This is a genomic window from Streptomyces sp. NPDC001231 (assembly GCF_042896885.1).
Taxonomy (GTDB): Bacteria; Actinomycetota; Actinomycetes; order Streptomycetales; family Streptomycetaceae; genus Streptomyces.
On record NZ_JBIAXS010000011.1, the window covers coordinates 51,602 to 68,557 of the forward strand.

Sequence of the window (16,956 nt, forward strand, 5' to 3'; positions counted from 1 at the left end):
CCTTTGGGAACCTTCGGAACGGAAGAGTGGATTGAGATGCTCCGCTACACGCTGATGCGCCTCGGGATTTTCGTGGGCTGCCTCGTGGTCGTCTGGGGCCTCGTCTACTCCGGTGTCGCCCCGCGCGGCCTCGGCAGCTCCAACGGGCTGTGGATCGTGACGCTCGCCCTGGTGATCTCGGCCCCGATCAGCTTCGTCGTCCTGCGCAAGGAGCGGGACCGGGCGTCGGTGCAGGTGTCCGAGCGGGTGGAGCGCATGAAGGCGAACTTCGAGGCCAACGCGGGCCAGGAGGACCTCGCCGACGACCGGGCTCGGGACCAGGCGCAGCCCCGGGAGCAGGCTCAAGGGCAGGCGTCCTGACGTCCTGATCCGGTCGGTGCGGCGTCCGCGCGGCCGTTGGGCCGGTGCCTGAACCGTGGGCTCGCGTTCATGGGTGCCGTCAGGACCAGGCGGATGCCGAGAGCGGTGCGCGAGCGGCAGATGCTCGACGCCGCCGTCCAGATCTTCGGGTGGCGCGGCTGCACCGCCGCGTCGATGGACGAGACAGCCGAACTGGTGGGCGTCTCCAAGCCGTTGGTCCATCTGTACCTGAACTCCAAGGAAGCACTCTTCACCGCCTGCATCCGCCGTGAGGCCGCCGCGCTGACCGAGGCGGTCCGCGCGGGAGTCCACCCCGGGGTGCCCGCCGACCGTCAACTCTGGGAAGGACTGCGGGCGTTCTTCCGGCACACCGCGCGCCACCCGGAGGGCTGGGCGGTGCTCCACCTACAGGCCCGTACGCACGGGGAGCCGTTCGCCGCCGAGATCGTCGCGATGCGTGCGGAGATCGTGGAGTTCGTGACCCGATTGATCCTCGTCGCCGCACGTGAGGCCCACCACGACCCCGGTCCGCCGGAGCGCGCGGTCGCCGGGCTCGCCGAGGCGCTGGCCGGCGCCGCCGGGTCCCTCGCCGACTGGGCCAACGCCACCCCGGGCGTCTCGGCCCGCCAAGCGGCGGCGACCCTCATGAACTTCGCGTGGGCGGGCCTGGGCGACCTCATGGAGGACCGGCCCTGGACCCCGCCCGCCGACGATCCCACCGCGCCGACCGCACTCACGTGAGCGGCGGAAGCACCTCGCCCCTCAGGTGGACCCGCTGCCCGGCTGGATCGCGCAGCTCGAAGCGGCCGATGCCGTCGGCGGCGTGCACGACCGTGCCCGGCAGCAGCACCGGGGATCCGAACTCCGCTCGTACCAGGGCGGCTTCGGGGGCGTCGTGGGCGGCGAGGCAGCGGGCGACGGTCCACATGCCGTGTGCGATCGCCCGCGGGAAGCCGAACAGGCGGGCGGTGAGCGGGTGGAGGTGGATCGGGTTGCGGTCACCGGAGGCGACCGCGTAGCGCCGCCCCACGTCCGGTCCGAGGCGCCACTCGGCGACGGCGGGCAGGGGCTCGCGTTCTCGCCGCGCACTCTCGGGCGCGGGCCCGCCGGTGCGGTGGCGGGCCAGATACGTGCTCGTCGACTCCCATACGACGTCTCCGCCCGCCGCCCTCAGCACGGTGACGACGGCGGCCTCCGTACCGCGCCGGTGCGGTGCCAATCCGGCCACGTGCACGGCCAGTTCGTACACGCCCGTGGCCGGCAGGGCGGTGTGCCGGGTGATGTCGACCGAGGTGTGCACCAGCCCGAGCAGCGGCAGCGGGAAGTCCCCGCCGCTCATCAGGCTCATGGCCGCCGGGAAGCCGAGCACGTGCGGATAGGTGATCGGCAGCGCGTCGTCGCCGGTCGCGAAGCCGCACACCCGCTCGTAGGCGGCCAGCCGCGCGAGGTCGACGCGGACGGAGGGCAGCACGAGCCGGGTGCGGGGGAAGGGGGCATCAGGGCGGGGCCGTTTGAAGGGGGAGCGCAGGGCTCCGCGGGCCAGAGCCGTCGCCAGGCGGAGGTCCGGCGCGGACACGGTGCGGGCGAAGCCCGTGAAGCGGTCGGCCAAGTCCCCTCTCCCCACGGGCTCACCTCACTCGTCCGAACGTAAGGTTACCGGAGGTAAGCCTATGTCGGGGTGCGGGTGTCCGGAGACCGAGGAGTGCGCAGCCCTGCCCCGGACCGTCTCCGGACCCTCCCCGAACCCGCACGAACTCCCCACCCCGGCCCCGTACGATCCCGTTTGCAACCGGCGGTAACACCCCAAGAGCGCGCACCACCGGTGAACGACTCGGTAAGCGCAGCGCGTACCACGTGCAGCAGAGCAGCGCGCAGCTGCAAGCCCCAGGAGCCGCCATGCCTCTCTCGTACTCGTCCCCGTCGTCCCACGGCCCGGCCCCGTCGCCCTCGTCGGGGTTCGACTTCGACCCCGACGCGGTCCCGGCGTTCGTGCCGCCGCAGACCCGCCGGCTGGACGGCGAGGTGCGCGAGGCGTACATCCCCCCGCTGGTGCCGCCGGTGACGCACGGCTCGCTGGCCGACCTGCCGTTCGAGAACGCGGCCGCCGACCCCGGTCGGCGGGTCGTCAGCCGCCGGGACGCCGACGGCGGCTGGACGCATCTGACGGCCGCGCAGTTCGCCGACCAGGTACTGGCGATGGCCAAGGGCCTGATCGCGGAAGGCCTGGCGCCGGGCGACCGGATCGCGGTCATGGCGCGCACGAGGTACGAGTGGACCCTCCTGGACTTCGCCGCCTGGGCCGCCGGTCTGGTCACGGTCCCCGTCTACCCCACGTCCTCCGTCTTCCAGACCCGCTCGATCCTCCAGGACTCCGGCGCGGTCGCCCTGGTGACGGAGAAGGCCCGGCAGGCGGCGGCCCTCGGTCCGGAACGCGAGCGCCTGATGGACCTGCGCCATGTGTGGGTCATGGAGAAGGGCCACCTCGACCGCCTGGCGGAGAGCGGCGCGGACGTCCCGGACCAGGAGGTCACCGTGCGCCGGGGCGTCCTGGGACCCGACACGCTCGCCACCCTGGTCTACACCTCGGGCACGACCGGCCACCCCAAGGGCTGCGCGCTGAGCCACGGCAACTTCCTGGCGGAGGTCGACAACGCCATCGAGGTCCTCTACCCGGCCTTCAGGGCGAGGACGTCGGAGGAGGCCGCGACGCTGCTCTTCCTGCCCCTCTCCCACGTCTTCGGCCGTATGGTCGCGGTCGCCTGCGTCCGCGCGGGCGTCCGGCTGGGCCACGCGCCGAGCCTGAAGTCGGAGGACCTGCTGGCGGACCTGGCGAGCTTCCGGCCGACGTTCCTGCTGGCCATCCCGTACATGCTGGAGAAGGTCTACAACAACGCGCGCGCCACCGCCGAGCGCGGCGGCCGGGCGTCGTCCTTCGACCGCGCGGCCGACGTGGCCCGCCGCTACGGCGAGGCGGCCGAGGCCCGCCGGCACGGTACGGGCCCCGGTCCCAGCCGCGCCCTGAGGACGGCCCGCGCCTTCTACGACGTTCTCCTCTACCGCCGTATCCGGGCCGCCCTCGGCGGCCGCCTGCGCTATCTCATCTGCGGCGGCTCCCCGCTGGGCCGCCGCCTGGCCGCGTTCTACGAGGGCGCCGGCGTCGAGGTCTACGAGGGCTACGGCCTGACCGAGTCGACGGGCGCGGCCACGGTCACGCCTCCGCAGAAACCCCGCCTGGGCACGGTCGGCTGGCCGCTGCCGGGCACGCGGGTGCGTATCGCGGCGGACGGCGAGGTGCTGCTGGCCGGGGGCCAGGTCCTGCGCGGCTACTGGAACCCGCACGCGGGCGGGGTGGTGCCGGCGACGCACGACGGCTGGTTCCCGACGGGCGACATCGGCCGTCTGGACGACGACGGCTACCTGACGATCACGGGCCGGAAGAAGGAGATCCTGATCACCGCGGGCGGCAAGAACGTCGCCCCGGCCCCCTTGGAGAACTGGCTCCGCGCCCACCCGCTGATATCCCAGTGCATGGTGCTGGGCGACCGCCGCCCCTACATCTCCGCCCTGATCACCCTGGACCCCGAAGGCATCACCCACTGGCGGCAGATGAACGGCAAGCACCCCGTCCCCGCCGAACTCCTCGTCGACGATCCCGAGTTGGCGGCGGTGCTGCAACGTGCCGTGAACGAGGCGAACAAACTCGTCTCCCGCCCGGAGTCCATCCGCCGCTTCGCCGTCCTCCCCGTGGACTTCACGGAACGGGAGGGCCACCTGACCCCGACGATGAAGCTCCGCCGGGATGCGATCCTGCGCGACTTCGCACAAGAGGTGGAGGGGTTGTACGCGTAGCGTCCGCAATGGCGCGAACCGCCGCTGCGTCCCCCTCGCGGCCGCCGCGGCCTTTGCCTCGCTCCAGTCATCTCCGGGACGGCGCGGCATTCATTTCCGGGACGGCCGGCGATGCCCCGGAAAGAGTTCGCCGGGAATTCACCGGGCAGTATGTCCGGAATCCGGACGCCCCGGCCGGGGAAAGGCAGGAGCCCCGTCGCCTGACGGCGCGGGGCTCCTTGGGTACTGCACTCAGAACGGATACTGCGCGCGAACGCTCAGACCGGGGTGACGTTCTCCGCCTGCGGGCCCTTCGGACCCTGGGTGACGTCGAAGCTCACCTGCTGGTTCTCTTCGAGGGAGCGGAAACCGGTCGCGTTGATTGCGGAGTAGTGGACGAAGACGTCGGGGCCGCCGCCTTCCTGGGCGATGAAACCAAAGCCCTTTTCGGCGTTGAACCACTTCACGGTTCCGGTAGCCATAAGCCCTCCTTGGGCTCAAAGGGTCGCCCTGCTCCAGAACCTGCAAGTGTGATAACGAAATCGCCGCACAACTGCATACGTCTGAAAACGACCAGAGCCCGCGGTCACATGCTCCGCAGGCTCTGTACTGCAAGGGAAACCAAACTGCAACTTGCTGGCGAGCCTAGCATGTGGGCAGCCGAATGCAATAGAGGTCAAGATCACTTCACCCGGATGTTTGAAGGCTCGGGTGAGAGGTTGACGCAGTGGGATCGGCGGGGCCTCACAGGAGGATGGCAGGGACTCCGCCAATCGGGGTCCTCGGGGGCGGCGGCAGGGGCGGCGGGGGGACGGCGCCGCCCAGGGTCTAGCCTCACGATGTGGACAATTCTCGCACCCGGCCGCGCGTCGGCCACATCCAGTTCCTCAACTGCCTGCCCCTGTACTGGGGGCTCGCGAGAACCGGCACGCTCCTCGACCTCGAGCTGACGAAGGACACCCCGGAGAAGCTCAGCGAGCGGCTCGTGCGGGGAGAACTCGACATCGGGCCGATCACCCTCGTCGAGTTCCTCAAGCACGCGGACGACCTGGTCGCCTTTCCCGACATCGCCGTCGGCTGCGACGGACCGGTGATGTCGTGCGTGATCGTCTCGCAGGTCCCGCTGGACCGGCTCGACGGCGCCCGGGTCGCCCTCGGGTCGACCTCCCGGACCTCCGTCCGCCTCGCCCAGCTGCTGCTGGCCGAGCGGTACGGGGTGGCCCCCGACTACTACACCTGCCCGCCCGACCTCAGCCTGATGATGCAGGAGGCGGAGGCGGCGGTGCTCATCGGCGACGCCGCCCTGCGCGCCAACCTCCACGACGGCCCGCGCTACGGACTCCAGGTGCACGACCTCGGGCAGCTGTGGAAGGAGTGGACGGGACTGCCGTTCGTCTTCGCGATCTGGGCGGCGCGGCGCGATTACCTCGAGCGTGAGCCGGACATCACCGGCAAGGTGCACGAGGCCTTCCTGGCCTCCCGCAACCTGTCCCTGGAGGAGGTCACCAAGGTCGCCGAGCAGGCGGCCCGCTGGGAGGCCTTCGACCAGGAGGTCCTGGAGCGGTACTTCACCACCCTCGACTTCAGCTTCGGCGACCCGCAGCTCGCCGCGGTGGCCGAGTTCGCGCGGCGCGTCGGCCCGGCGACCGGCTTCCCGGCGGACGTGAAGGTGGAGCTGCTGCGGCCGTAGCGCACTACCCTGCTGTGAGGCGTACGGGGGAGGGGGAGGACGCCATGCAGCCGCTCGAAGCAGACGAGCCCGCCACCGTGGGTCCCTACCGGCTGCTCGGCCGGCTGGGCTCCGGCGGCATGGGCCGTGTCTACCTGGGCCGCAGCGCGGGCGGCCGCACCGTCGCGGTGAAGATCGTGCACCCGCACTTCGCGCTCGACGAGGAGTTCCGCGCCCGGTTCCGCCGCGAGGTCGAGGCCGCGCGCCGGGTGGGCGGCGCCTGGACCGCGCCGGTCCTGGACGCCGACCCCGAGGCGCCGGTGCCGTGGGTGGCCACCGCCTACGCGGCCGGCCCCTCCCTCGCCGCGGCGATCGCGGACGCCGGCCCGCTGCCCGAGCACTCCGTACGGGTGCTGGGGACGGGCCTGGCCGAGGCGCTGGCGGCGGTGCACGAACTGGGCCTGGTGCACCGGGACGTGAAGCCGTCCAACGTGCTGCTCACCCTCGACGGCCCGCTGCTCATCGACTTCGGCATCGCCCGCGCCACCGACGGCACCGCGTCCCTGACCTCGACCGGTGTCTCGGTCGGCTCGCCCGGCTACATGTCGCCCGAGCAGATCCTGGGCAAGGGCGTCACGGGCGCGGCCGACGTCTTCTCCCTGGGGGCGGTGCTGGTGCACGCCGCGACGGGCGAGCCCCCGTTCCCGGGCGACTCCTCGGCGGCCCTCCTGTACAAGGTCGTCCACGAGGAACCTGAACTGGGTTCCCTTACGGCAGACTTGCGGGACCTGGCGGCGGTCTGCCTGGCCAAGGACCCCGGCGCCCGGCCCGGCCCCGGCGAGGTGGCCCGCCGCCTCGCCCCCGAGGGCGCCTCCCGTCTGGTCGCGGCCGGCTGGCTCCCGTCCCGCCTGGTCGAACAGGTCAGCCGCAGCGCCGTGTCGCTGCTCAACCTGGAGGCGACGGCAGCGGAAGCGCCACCTCAGTCGGCGTCAGGTCCGCTGGGGTTCAGCCGAGTCTCGGTGCCGGGCCCCGCCCCGGTCGCCGCCGGTGAGCCCCCGCAGCCCGCGGAAGCCGTACCCGGCGGCCGGTTCGGCCCGCCACCCCTCATGGGAGCCGGGGCCGTGGGAGCCGGGGCCATGGGAGCCGGGGCGACCCCTACCCACTCCGATCCGCAGGACGCGCCCCCACGGGGCACCACCGTGCCGGCCGCTCCCGGCAGATTCTCCGTCACCGTGGCCGGCAAGGCGGCGCCCGGCGCCGACGGCCGGGGCCGCCGCCTGAGCTGCACCGTGGTCCTCGCGGTCGCGGGCGCGCTGGCGGCGGTGACCGTCGGTTCGCTGTGGCTGCTCCCGTTCCGGGACGACCGCGGCGACAGCGCCGGCGGAACACCGACACCGGCCCCCACCGCGGGCGGCGACCACCGCTCCACCGGGCCGACCACCACCGCCTCGCCCGTCCCCGCCCGCTACCTCGGCACCTGGGAGGGCCAGGGCACCGCCCTCGAGGGCACCCTGCCCCTCGGTGACTTCCGGCTGACCGTCCACCAGGCCGCCGTGGGCCAGGAACTGGGCACCCTCCGCCAGACCGACCAACTCGGTGGCGTCTGCGACGACGTACTCACCCTGAAACAGGTGACGAACACCCAGCTGGTCGCCGTCTCCCGCGGCGCCAAGACCAACCACGCGGGCTGCAACCCCGCCCCGCACACGGTCCGCCTCACCACGGTCGGGGACGACCTCAGGTACACGGCGGACAGCTCGGCGGAGGGGAACCCGGTGGCGCGGTTGTCGAGAGTCAAGTAGTCCCAGAAAAGGATGGATCCAGCAAATCTCCCCGTCTGCGGCCCGGTGATCTCTCCACGCCTCCGCTGTCACTACTGTGTCTGCTGCAGCGAACGACAGCACACCAACCGCTCACGCCGCAGTGCAGCACAGGGCAACGCGGAAGGACGGGTGAGCCCTGTGGGAAGTTGCCGGAGCATACAGTGCGCACCTTGGCGGTCCGACGCGCGCGGCTCGCGGTGGCATACGAATCGGCGGCCAACGACGGCACCGGTCGCGCCGTACCGATTCTCACGTACGACGGCCTGCTCCTGATCCACGCCACCCACTCGTGGCGAACGACGTGAAGAACAGTAGGACTCTGAGAGGTCATCGGACGAGAGCGGCAAACCGGGCTGCCACTAGTCTCCGTCAGCTGTATCAACCAATGTGGCCACAGATGCCAACGGGGAGGAAGACCATCATGCAGACGCTAGTCACGGTCGTGCGCGAGGGTGGTGAGCCGCACGACGTCGTGGTCACTACCGACGACACAGCTACCGCCGGGGACGTTGCGGAGGCGCTGAGGGCGAATCTCGAACACCCGGTGCGCCCGTCCGGTGAAACCCGGGGAAACGTCGTGCCGATGCCCGGCAGATCCCCTGCCCTCTTGCCCGACTACGACGCCGCGGCATCCGGGACGTTGTCGCTGTGGGCGGACGGCGTCCCCTGCGACCAGGACGCCCCTGCGGTCGCCGTGCTGCGCGACGGCATGCGAGTCTCCGTCGATGACTCGATAGGCCCACTTCTGCGTCGGGGCGAGCCGGTTGGTCAGTACGAGCTCAGGGTCACAGCCGGCCCCGCGTCGGGCCGGGTGATCCGGCTGGGTGTCGGTGTGGCCACCGTCGGATCGGCGCCCACCTGCTCGCTCTCCTTGCCGGACGCCGCTGTGCCGCCGGTCGCGCTACGGCTCACAATTGATGTGCGGGGCAACGCCACACTCAGCCCTGAAGGCAGCAATGGCGTACGACTGGACGACGAGCCGGCGGGGGCCGGGAGGACCTGGCCGTTCGGCGGTGTCGTGCGCGTCGGAGATTCGCTCCTGGTCCTCGACAAGGTGTCCGAGCCCGACGCACACCTGTCCCCGATGAGCGAGGGCGGCCTCGCCTACAACCGTCCCCCGCGCCTTTCCTCACTGCGCCCCCGACGACGACTCGTTGTGCCGGTGCCACCCACGAAGGGAGAGCGGGCACGCTTCCAGCTCCTCATGGCGTTCATGCCCCTGCTCTTCGGGCTGGGCATGTACTTCGTCACCAAGCAGATCTACATGCTGGCGTTCTGTCTCATGAGCCCGCTGATGATGGCGGGCCAGTGGCTGAGCGAGAACCGTGAGGGTAAGAAGAAGCACAAGACCTCACTCAAGCAGTACAAGAAGGACCTCGCCGCTCACCAGGCCGAACTGGCCATGCTGGACAAGGAGGAGCAGCGCGCTCGTCGCGAGGACACCCCCGACCCGGCCGAGATCCTGCTCTTCGCCACCGGTCCGCGCCGCCGCCTCTGGGAGCGCCGGCTCACGGACCCGGACGCGATGCAGCTGAGAGTCGGGGTCGGCAGCCTGCCCTCCGACGTCGAACTCGTCCTCGCGAACGGCGGCACGTCGAACGGCGAGGACGCTCCGGAGCCTCCGGTCCTGCCGGATGTGCCGGTCACCCTCCCCTTCGCCCGGATCGGAGTCGTCGGCATCGCCGGCGACCGGTCTCGAGCTCTCGCCACGGCCCGGTGGCTCGGCGTGCAGGCCGCCGTCCTCCACAGCCCCCGGGACCTCTCGCTCGTGACGCTCGCTGCCTCCCCGGCCGCCGGAGCCGAATGGCAGTGGACGCACTGGCTGCCCCACACCAACCCCGATCAGGGGCAGGACTGCGTCGCGTTGGTCGGTTTCGACTCGGAGGGCATCACCCGTCGGGTCAACGAGCTCCTCAACGAACTGGTCCGCCGTAAGGCGGCTCGCGATCAGAACAACATGACGAGCCAGCTGTACCCGGACCCCAACATCCTGTTGGTCCTCGACGGAGCGCGCCTTCTGCGCCGGGTACCCGGCATGCCTCAACTACTGGCCGAGGGACCGCGGTACGGCATCCTCGCTCTCTGCATCGACGAGGACGAGCGCCTGCTGCCCGAGGAGTGCAAGGCCGTCGTGGCCTGGTCACCCGAAGCAGCGCACCATGTGAGAGTGCGTGGGTACGGCCTGGAGTCCGTCGGGGACGTCCTGGCCGACCAGGTCACACCGGAGTGGTGCGAACTGCTCGCCCGGTCCCTCGCGCCCGTGCGTGATGTCAGCCGTGACGATGCCAACAGCAGCCTGCCCACCTCTGCCCGGTTGCTGAGTCTGCTGGGGCTGCCCGATCCCACGGGCATGGATGTGGAGCGGATCTGGGAGACGCGCGGCTCGACGACGGCCGCACCCGTCGGCATCGCGGCGGACGGGCCGTTCGTCCTGGACATCCGGCGAGACGGTCCGCACGCACTGGTCGCGGGTACGACGGGTGCTGGTAAGTCCGAGCTCTTGCAGACGATCATCGCCTCGCTCGCCGTCGCCAACCGTCCCGACGCCCTGAACTACGTCCTCATCGATTACAAGGGCGGCAGCGCGTTCATGGACTGCGCCCGGCTGCCGCACACAGTCGGCATGGTCAGCGATCTGGACGCCCACCTGACCGAGCGGGCCCTGGCATCCCTCGCGGCCGAGCTGCACCGCCGGGAGAAGATCCTTTTCGATGCGGCCGCCAAGGACATCGAGGACTACAACGACACGCGCAAGAACCGCCCCGAGCTCGAGCCGATGCCTCGGCTCGTCCTGGTCATCGACGAGTTCGCCTCGCTCGTCGCCGAACTACCCGACTTCGTCGCGGGCCTTGTCGACATCGCCCGCCGTGGCCGTTCCCTCGGTGTGCACCTGATCCTGGCCACGCAGCGGCCGGCGGGTGTGGTCAGCGCGGACATCCGCGCCAACACCAACCTGCGGATCGCGCTACGCGTGACGGACGCATCGGAGTCCATGGACGTCATCGACGCCCCCGACTCGGGCGCCATCGCGAAGTCCACCCCCGGACGCATGTACGTCCGCTCCGGTGCCCAGTCCCTGGTCGGCGTGCAGTCGGCGCGTATCGGCGGCCGCCGCCCCGCCACGGGCCGTACCGGCCCCAAGGCGACGCTGCTCCACCTGCCCTGGAATTCCTACGGCCGCCCGCTGCCGAAAGCGGCGGAGTCCGAGGACGACGGCACCATGGTCACCGACTTGGCGGTCCTCGTCGACGCTGTGGCGGACGGCGCGGTGCGGATGGGCTTCGGGGAGCAGCGCAGCCCGTGGCTGGAGCCGCTGGCACAGAAGGTGACGTTGGAAGAACTGGCCACATACGGCAAGGCCCCTTCGGCTCAGAAGGGACACGGCGAGGATGTGCCGCCCATTCCCTTCGGCCTGATCGACCTCCCGGCCCAGCAGAGCCGTAGGCCCATGGTCCTGGACCTTGTGCACGGCGAGCACACGATGCTGGTGGGCGGCGCGCGCTGTGGCCGCTCGACAGCCCTGCGCACGCTGGCCGGCTCCCTGGCCCGCACCACCTCCCCGCATGACGTGCACGTCTACGGCATCGACTGCGGTTCCAACGCACTGCTGCCGTTGATGCGTCTGCCGCACGTCGGAGCCGTGGTCAGCCGCGACGAGCCCGACCGGGTGCGGCGCCTGATCGACCGCCTGCTGGCCGAGATCGCAAGGCGTCAGCAACTGCTGGCCGTGGAAGGCACCTCCAGCGCCGCGGAACAGCGCGCAGCCGCGGCGCCCGAGGAGCGGCTCCCGTGGATGGTGCTGCTTCTCGACAGCTGGGAAGGCTTCACCTCCACCTTTGAGAATTTCAACTACGGTCAGATGATCGAGCTGATGCAGCGGATCTTCCGTGAAGGCTCCGCGGTGGGCCTGAAGGTGGTCATGACCGCCGACCGCAGTGGCCTGAGCGGGCACGTCTCCTCCGCCTTCGCCGACCGGCTCGTTCTGCGTTTCGCCGATCCGAACGACTACTCCGCGGCCGGCCTCCAAGCTCGCGAAGTGCCCAAGAACATGCCGCCCGGCCGTGCCCTGCGCGTCACCGACGACGGTGTCGACGAGACCCAGATTGCTCTATTGGACGACGATCCCTCGGGCCAAGTCCAGGTCCGTGCGTTGCGAGCCATCGCGGAGGAGGCCGCGTCACGCCACGGCCGTTTGCCCGCCGGGCACCGCCCCATGCGGGTAGACGCGCTGCCTTCCCGGATTACGGCCTCCGAGGCGCTGGCCTTGGACCCCGACTTCGCACCCTCGTCGCCACTGTGGGCACTTCTGGGCGTCGGTGGCGACGAACTGCGCCCAGTCGGTATCGACCTGGAGGAGAACGGTCCGGGCTTCGTCATCGCAGGCCCGCCGAAGTCCGGCCGTTCGACCCTGTTGACGGCCGCCACCCAGTCACTCCTGGCGGCCGGTACCCACGTGGTCGTCGTCACGCCGCGCCGTTCACCGCTGCGTGCTCTGGAGGGGCGTGCCGGTGTCCTTGGATTCCTCAACGCCGACAGCCGAGAGGAAGACCTCGACGAACTGGTCGAGAACCTTGAGGGAGGCCCGTACATCGTCGTCGTCGACGACGCGGAACTCCTCTACGACACTCGGCTCGACGAGGCGTTGGAGAGCTTGGTCCGCAAGGGTGGGGACGGAGGCCTCGGGCTCATCGCCGCCGGCATGGCGGACAGCCTGGCGGGCCAGTACCGCGGCTTCGCCACGGAGGCCCGCAAGTCCCGAAACGGATTGCTGCTCACCCCGCAAAGCCCCTCGGACGGCGAACTGTTCGGCATCCGGCTCCCTGCGAACAGCGGCGGCGGACCGGCCGGCAGCGGGCTGTTCGTGTCGGCAGGCTCGTTCATGCCCATCCAGGCCGTCATCAACGACTGACGGCACGACGGTGCAAGCGCCGGGACTCCATCCGAGCGGATGGAGTCCCGGCGTCCAGGCGATACCGGCAAGATGGCCGCGCACGCCGTCAGCCATGCGGCCGCGAAGGTCGGCAAGGGGAAGCCAAGAAGCTCGGTGGCCGGCTAGGGCTTGAGACGGAGAATCGTTCTCATGGGAAAAACGAAGCGATGGCGAAACGACTGGACGCCGCCACCGAAATCCCGCTGAACGGCTGAACGGCTGAACGGCTGACCGCAGAGGCGGAGTTGCGGAAGCAGCGCGCCGGTGTACGTCAGCCGCCACTCCCGCAGCGGCAGTTTGTCGCGGTCGCACGCTGCCATCCGTAGCGAGCCCGACAAGGTCTCGGCGGTCGATGCCCGGCTGTACCAGTAGAGCATCTGACGATCCGGAAGGCGTACATGTACCACCAGGCACCGGGCCCCGACCCCGACGGCTTGGGGCCCGGTGCACTGTCAGAATGTGGCACAAGCAGGAGGCTGCCCGGGATCAGGTAGCGCGCTCGATGTTGTCGGCGCTCGTGTTGGCCGACTTGCTGGCGTCGTGCAGGGTGTCGACCCACTTGGAGAACGTCGGCTTGACGTCGTGCCAGTCCTGGCGGAACCGCTCGGCCTTCGGGCCCTTCCAGTAGCTCTCGCTGCTGCCCGTCGCCGAGTCCAGCTCCTTGATGAGCACCTGCAGATCGTGTGACTTGCGGGCGTAGAGCTTGGAGAGCTCCCGAAGCCGGTGGAGATCTGCACCGCGATCCATAGCGACCAACCCCGTCTGGTTCAAAAGCAAGCGGACTGTCCGTTTGCGACAGTGGACGCTACCGCACCATCCATGGCTCTCGTCCAACACTGCAGGAGATCGGGACTTCTGGTGAACGAACGGTGATGGTCCGGGCCATGGGGCCGCGCGGAGCGAGTGGGGCAGCGTCAGTATGCTGAAGTCCCGAGACAGCGGGGGAGGCTGCTATGGCAAATCCTGATATTCAGGAACTCAACCATCGTGCCAGCCAGTTGCGGTCGCTGGCCGACCACATCGACTCGCTCGTCGACACTGCCAAGAAGCACGCGACCACGGGGATGAAGACCTGGTCGGGCCCGAACGCGGACAACGTGCGCGGCAGGCTGAGGAGCTGGCAGACGACGTGTGGCACGGTTGCGAAGGCGCTGCGGGACGAAGCGCACCAGTGCACTCAGGACGCCAAGGACCTGCAGGAAAAGAAGAAGTGAGTCGGCGCCGCCGCCTCAGGGGAGGAATCCAGACCAGTGCCCTCGTACGACAGCTCGCGAGCACGCTTCCGGCTGGCCGACCGCCACATCGCCGTCTTCGCCCACCTGCTGGACGGTGAGACGCCTCCCGAGGAGTTGTGGGAGTCGTTGGTCGAGCTCCAGCGCATCGGTCTGGTGGGAGGAGAGGGCGAACTGGCCCCTCTGCTCCGAGACCTGCTCGGCGCTCTGGCGGACCCGATGGTCATGGTCCAAGTGGAAATCACCGGCGAGCACGGTCCGGTCAACCACGGTGTGGTCGTCGGCCAGGAAGCGGTGATCTCGCACGACGGCTGGCCGGGCGAGGAGGAGTCCGAGTACGTCTCCATCGAGCCCAACACACTCGTGTGGGAACTGTCCCGCAAAGTCAACCTGCACCGCGGGGACAAGCCCGAGGATGGTGCCCCCGAGGTCCGCATCGAGACAACGATGGCAGCGCTGGACGCCGCGTTCGTGGCACTCGAGGAGCCGGGCGCCGACGACGACGAGACGCGCGCGCTGGTGCGCAAGGCGCTGGCGGACGCCGACGCCGATCTCAAGGACCCGCAACTCGCCCAGTTCCTGGATCTGGTCGTCTCCCTCAATGCAACTTGGCGCATCACCACGGCCTGGGACGGCGAGCACGACGGCGAGCGCGCCGCGATGATCCGAGCCCTGGCCGTCTGGGACTGCGGTTCACTCGGCTACTGGATCCGTGAGCAGCCGGAGGAGCCCATCATGCCGGGTCAGGTAGGCCCGGACAGTCCACTCGTCCTGGTGAAATCGAATTCTTCCGAGGTCTGGGACAAGATCACGAACCTGCTGCCGGACCGGAACGAGCTTCTGATCGACAGCGAGTGACGATGCGCCGCAGTCGGCCGGGAAACATTGAAGGACCGAACAACACGATGACCACCTGGAAGAGTGAGCGCCCGGCGACTGGGCCGGAGACGGTACTGCACGTGGCGAGGCCGTGCCGGTGGCCCGGCACTATGGCCATCTTGATCCTCACTCCAGCGGTGATGGCGGGCTGTTCATGGCTCGCACAGAAGCAGGGGACGCTCGTGCTCCTCCTCGGAGCCTTCTTGGCAATGCTCGTCCTGGTCATCGCCTGGACGATGTGCGGTGCGGGGCCGGGTGCCCTCGTGGCAGTCTCCGGCTTTGCCTTCATGCTCTTCGTGGGGCCCGCGCTGGACGACTACGTTTTGGACCAGCGCGGGCTGAGGCAAGACGCGGTGATTGTCAAGATCGGTGGCTATCACACAAGACACACAAGAGCTGACGGACGGACGTGCACGGTCGTGCCGCTGGAGACGGCAGAGACCGGCTCCCGCTCCTACGACGTGGACGGTACCGACGGTTGCGGTGAGGAACTCAAGACCGGACAGCGCGTCATGCTGGTGACCGACCCGCAGGACTGGCTTGCCCCGCGGATGAGCACGGAGGTTACCGGCGTGTCCCCGTCTCAGGTGTGGATCAGCGGCGGGTTGCTCGTCTTGATGGAGGCTTTCACCCTGTACGGGCGCCTGCGGCGGCGGGCGTAGGTCATGCCGCTCCCTGTGGTCAGAACCAGTTCATTGGATTCACCTTGGACTTGGCGATGCTCTTGCCCAGGTCTTTCGTCTTGCTTCCCACCCAGTCGGCAGCCTTCCCCGCCCCCTTCTTGATGTCGTCCCAGTGCTCGACGACCTTGGCGCCGGCATAGATGACGCCGGTTCCCACGGCGAGGCCGATGGTGATCGGGTTGGGGGCGATCATGGCCGCGGTCATGGATGCGTTGAAGCCGACCTCTGCTACGTCGGCCACGTAGCCCGCACCGTTGCGCTTGAAGGCCTCTACCGGGTTGCCCTGCGAAATGACGTTGGCGGCGCTGAGCCCTGTCGAGGCGACTCCGCCGACGATACCTGCGCCCCGGAGAAAGCCGGCCGTCTTCGCTGCCGCACCGAGCCCGGTGCGGAATGCGCCTGCGCCGCGCGCGGCATTCGGCAGCGAGTTGGTGAATCGCTGTACGTTTGCAGCTTTGGTGAAAACCTTGATGAGGCTGGCGTTGCCAGCTCGCATTGCGGCTTGACCCGAGTGGGTGAAACCGCCATAAACTTGCGCCAGTTCGTCTGATCCGACCAAAAAGTTAATGGCTTTATTGACGGTCAGACCCCGCCACAGAGGCGTATCCATGATCGGCAGGCGGCGGGCTGCGTTGTAAGCGGTGCCAGTCCAGTCGCCGACGGGCCCCCGGAGGAGCGGGACCTTCCGTGCCCATGAACTGAGGGCGCTGGGAAACCAACTACCGGGTGCGCTGAGCGAGCGAAGCTTGGGAGTCCACTCGACGAGTCCGTTACCGGCCCACTTCAGTGCACCGTTGTTAGTGCCTCGGAGCGCAAGTCCAATACGGTTCTTCCAGGTTGTGAGCGCACCCTGTTTGAGGGAGTTTCCCAGCAGTACCCTGGTCAGTGAAGTGCCCTGCATAGTGATGGTGGCGGTGGCCTTCGTGACCGACGTCCAATCGCCGTAATAACCGATAATTGTTGCAATGGTCCCCTCATGGGGCTGCAGCCCGGGTATCTGCGTGATTGCGTGGGCCTTCATGCGTTCGATCCAGTCATTGAGCGACTCGTCGGGCGTTCTCTTGAAGGAGTAGGCTTTCGGGTCGTCGCTGGCCGCAACGGAGTTCGCGAGTAGGATCTCGTCCGGAGAGAGTCCCTTTCCACCGTGCCTATCGAGGTACTTCTGCAGATCACTCGCGCTGAATCCCGCCCAACGTACCCCTGCCTCGGGATCGCCGTCCTCCAGACGTGCGATTGTGGCCCGCTTGCGCAGGTCGGGTGCTGCGTCTTTGGCCCAGCCGCGCATCGGCTTCAGAGACGTGAGGTGACTGGTGACGCCGAGTCGTGAGGCTCGCGTGAAGGCCTCGTCGAGTTTGTCCTGTATGCCGCCCCGTCCGTCCAGGAGTTTGGCGAGCTGGTCCAGATCGTCCGGATTGACGGTCCTCACGCTTTTCCCCCTTAAAAGTGCGGCACGCATTTTGATCTTATTGGTCCCTACCGGCTCAGGATAATCATCGTACGAGGACTTGCCGTTCGTCCCCGTAAGGCAACCCGCTGATCGGGATGGTGCCCT

Annotated in this window: 15 protein-coding genes; 10 read left to right on the plus strand and 5 right to left on the minus strand. The window is 69.2% G+C overall.

The window, feature by feature from the left end; genetic code table 11:
• Positions 1 to 36 precede the first annotated feature (36 nt).
• Positions 37 to 360, plus strand: a complete 324-nt coding sequence (locus ACFY3J_RS15455; protein WP_384176193.1) for a DUF4229 domain-containing protein — start codon at positions 37 to 39, stop codon at positions 358 to 360.
• 69 nt (positions 361 to 429) lie between these two features.
• Entirely contained in the window at positions 430 to 1,101 is a 672-nt protein-coding gene (locus ACFY3J_RS15460) for a TetR/AcrR family transcriptional regulator (protein WP_390841034.1), read from the plus strand.
• Here ACFY3J_RS15460 and ACFY3J_RS15465 read toward each other — a convergent pair.
• Positions 1,094 to 1,969, minus strand: coding sequence for a MaoC family dehydratase (locus tag ACFY3J_RS15465; protein ID WP_384176189.1), 876 nt, complete (start codon positions 1,967 to 1,969; stop codon positions 1,094 to 1,096). The two genes, ACFY3J_RS15460 and ACFY3J_RS15465, sit on opposite strands and share 8 nt — an antisense overlap.
• Before the next feature lie 287 nt (positions 1,970 to 2,256).
• On the opposite strand from ACFY3J_RS15465, the gene ACFY3J_RS15470 reads away from it, so the two are divergent.
• Positions 2,257 to 4,209 carry an AMP-dependent synthetase/ligase gene (locus ACFY3J_RS15470; RefSeq protein ID WP_390841035.1) on the plus strand — a complete coding sequence of 651 codons (1,953 nt, stop codon included), beginning with the start codon at positions 2,257 to 2,259 and terminating at the stop codon, positions 4,207 to 4,209.
• Positions 4,210 to 4,466: 257 nt separating this feature from the next.
• Here ACFY3J_RS15470 and ACFY3J_RS15475 read toward each other — a convergent pair whose 3' ends face one another.
• Complete coding sequence (locus tag ACFY3J_RS15475; RefSeq protein ID WP_004984723.1) at positions 4,467 to 4,670, minus strand: cold-shock protein; 204 nt, start codon at positions 4,668 to 4,670, stop codon at positions 4,467 to 4,469.
• A 359-nt stretch (positions 4,671 to 5,029) separates the two neighbouring features.
• On the opposite strand from ACFY3J_RS15475, the gene ACFY3J_RS15480 reads away from it, so the two are divergent.
• The 4 genes from ACFY3J_RS15480 (at position 5,030) to ACFY3J_RS15495 (ending at position 12,589) form a co-directional block, all read left to right on the plus strand.
• Positions 5,030 to 5,878, plus strand: coding sequence for a menaquinone biosynthetic enzyme MqnA/MqnD family protein (locus tag ACFY3J_RS15480; RefSeq protein ID WP_390841036.1), 849 nt, complete (start codon positions 5,030 to 5,032; stop codon positions 5,876 to 5,878).
• Positions 5,879 to 5,922: 44 nt separating this feature from the next.
• A complete protein-coding gene (locus tag ACFY3J_RS15485; RefSeq protein ID WP_390841037.1) occupies positions 5,923 to 7,659 on the plus strand; it encodes a serine/threonine-protein kinase in 1,737 nt (578 codons plus the stop codon).
• Between the two features lie 191 nt (positions 7,660 to 7,850).
• Complete coding sequence (locus tag ACFY3J_RS15490) at positions 7,851 to 7,985, plus strand: hypothetical protein (protein ID WP_384176181.1); 135 nt, start codon at positions 7,851 to 7,853, stop codon at positions 7,983 to 7,985.
• Positions 7,986 to 8,101: 116 nt separating this feature from the next.
• Positions 8,102 to 12,589 carry an FtsK/SpoIIIE domain-containing protein gene (locus ACFY3J_RS15495; protein WP_390841038.1) on the plus strand — a complete coding sequence of 1,496 codons (4,488 nt, stop codon included), beginning with the start codon at positions 8,102 to 8,104 and terminating at the stop codon, positions 12,587 to 12,589.
• A gap of 143 nt (positions 12,590 to 12,732) precedes the next feature.
• Here ACFY3J_RS15495 and ACFY3J_RS15500 read toward each other — a convergent pair whose 3' ends face one another.
• The gene (locus ACFY3J_RS15500) at positions 12,733 to 12,987 is read right to left on the minus strand and encodes a hypothetical protein (RefSeq protein ID WP_390841039.1); all 255 of its coding nucleotides are present in this window, start codon (positions 12,985 to 12,987) and stop codon (positions 12,733 to 12,735) included.
• A gap of 109 nt (positions 12,988 to 13,096) precedes the next feature.
• Entirely contained in the window at positions 13,097 to 13,357 is a 261-nt protein-coding gene (locus ACFY3J_RS15505; protein ID WP_384176177.1) for a WXG100 family type VII secretion target, read from the minus strand.
• Between the two features lie 206 nt (positions 13,358 to 13,563).
• On the opposite strand from ACFY3J_RS15505, the gene ACFY3J_RS15510 reads away from it, so the two are divergent.
• The 3 genes from ACFY3J_RS15510 to ACFY3J_RS15520 are packed head-to-tail and all read left to right on the plus strand — an operon-like array spanning position 13,564 to position 15,383.
• Positions 13,564 to 13,824, plus strand: a complete 261-nt coding sequence (locus ACFY3J_RS15510; RefSeq protein ID WP_384176175.1) for a WXG100 family type VII secretion target — start codon at positions 13,564 to 13,566, stop codon at positions 13,822 to 13,824.
• Positions 13,825 to 13,860: 36 nt separating this feature from the next.
• On the plus strand, positions 13,861 to 14,700 hold the full coding sequence (locus tag ACFY3J_RS15515) for a hypothetical protein (protein ID WP_384176173.1): 840 nt from the start codon (positions 13,861 to 13,863) through the stop codon (positions 14,698 to 14,700).
• Between the two features lie 47 nt (positions 14,701 to 14,747).
• A complete protein-coding gene (locus ACFY3J_RS15520; protein WP_390841040.1) occupies positions 14,748 to 15,383 on the plus strand; it encodes a hypothetical protein in 636 nt (211 codons plus the stop codon).
• A 19-nt stretch (positions 15,384 to 15,402) separates the two neighbouring features.
• On the opposite strand, the gene ACFY3J_RS15525 is transcribed toward ACFY3J_RS15520, so the two are convergent.
• Positions 15,403 to 16,830: a PE-PGRS family protein gene (locus ACFY3J_RS15525; RefSeq protein ID WP_390841041.1), complete on the minus strand. Its 1,428-nt coding sequence runs from the start codon at positions 16,828 to 16,830 to the stop codon at positions 15,403 to 15,405.
• Positions 16,831 to 16,956 lie beyond the last annotated feature (126 nt).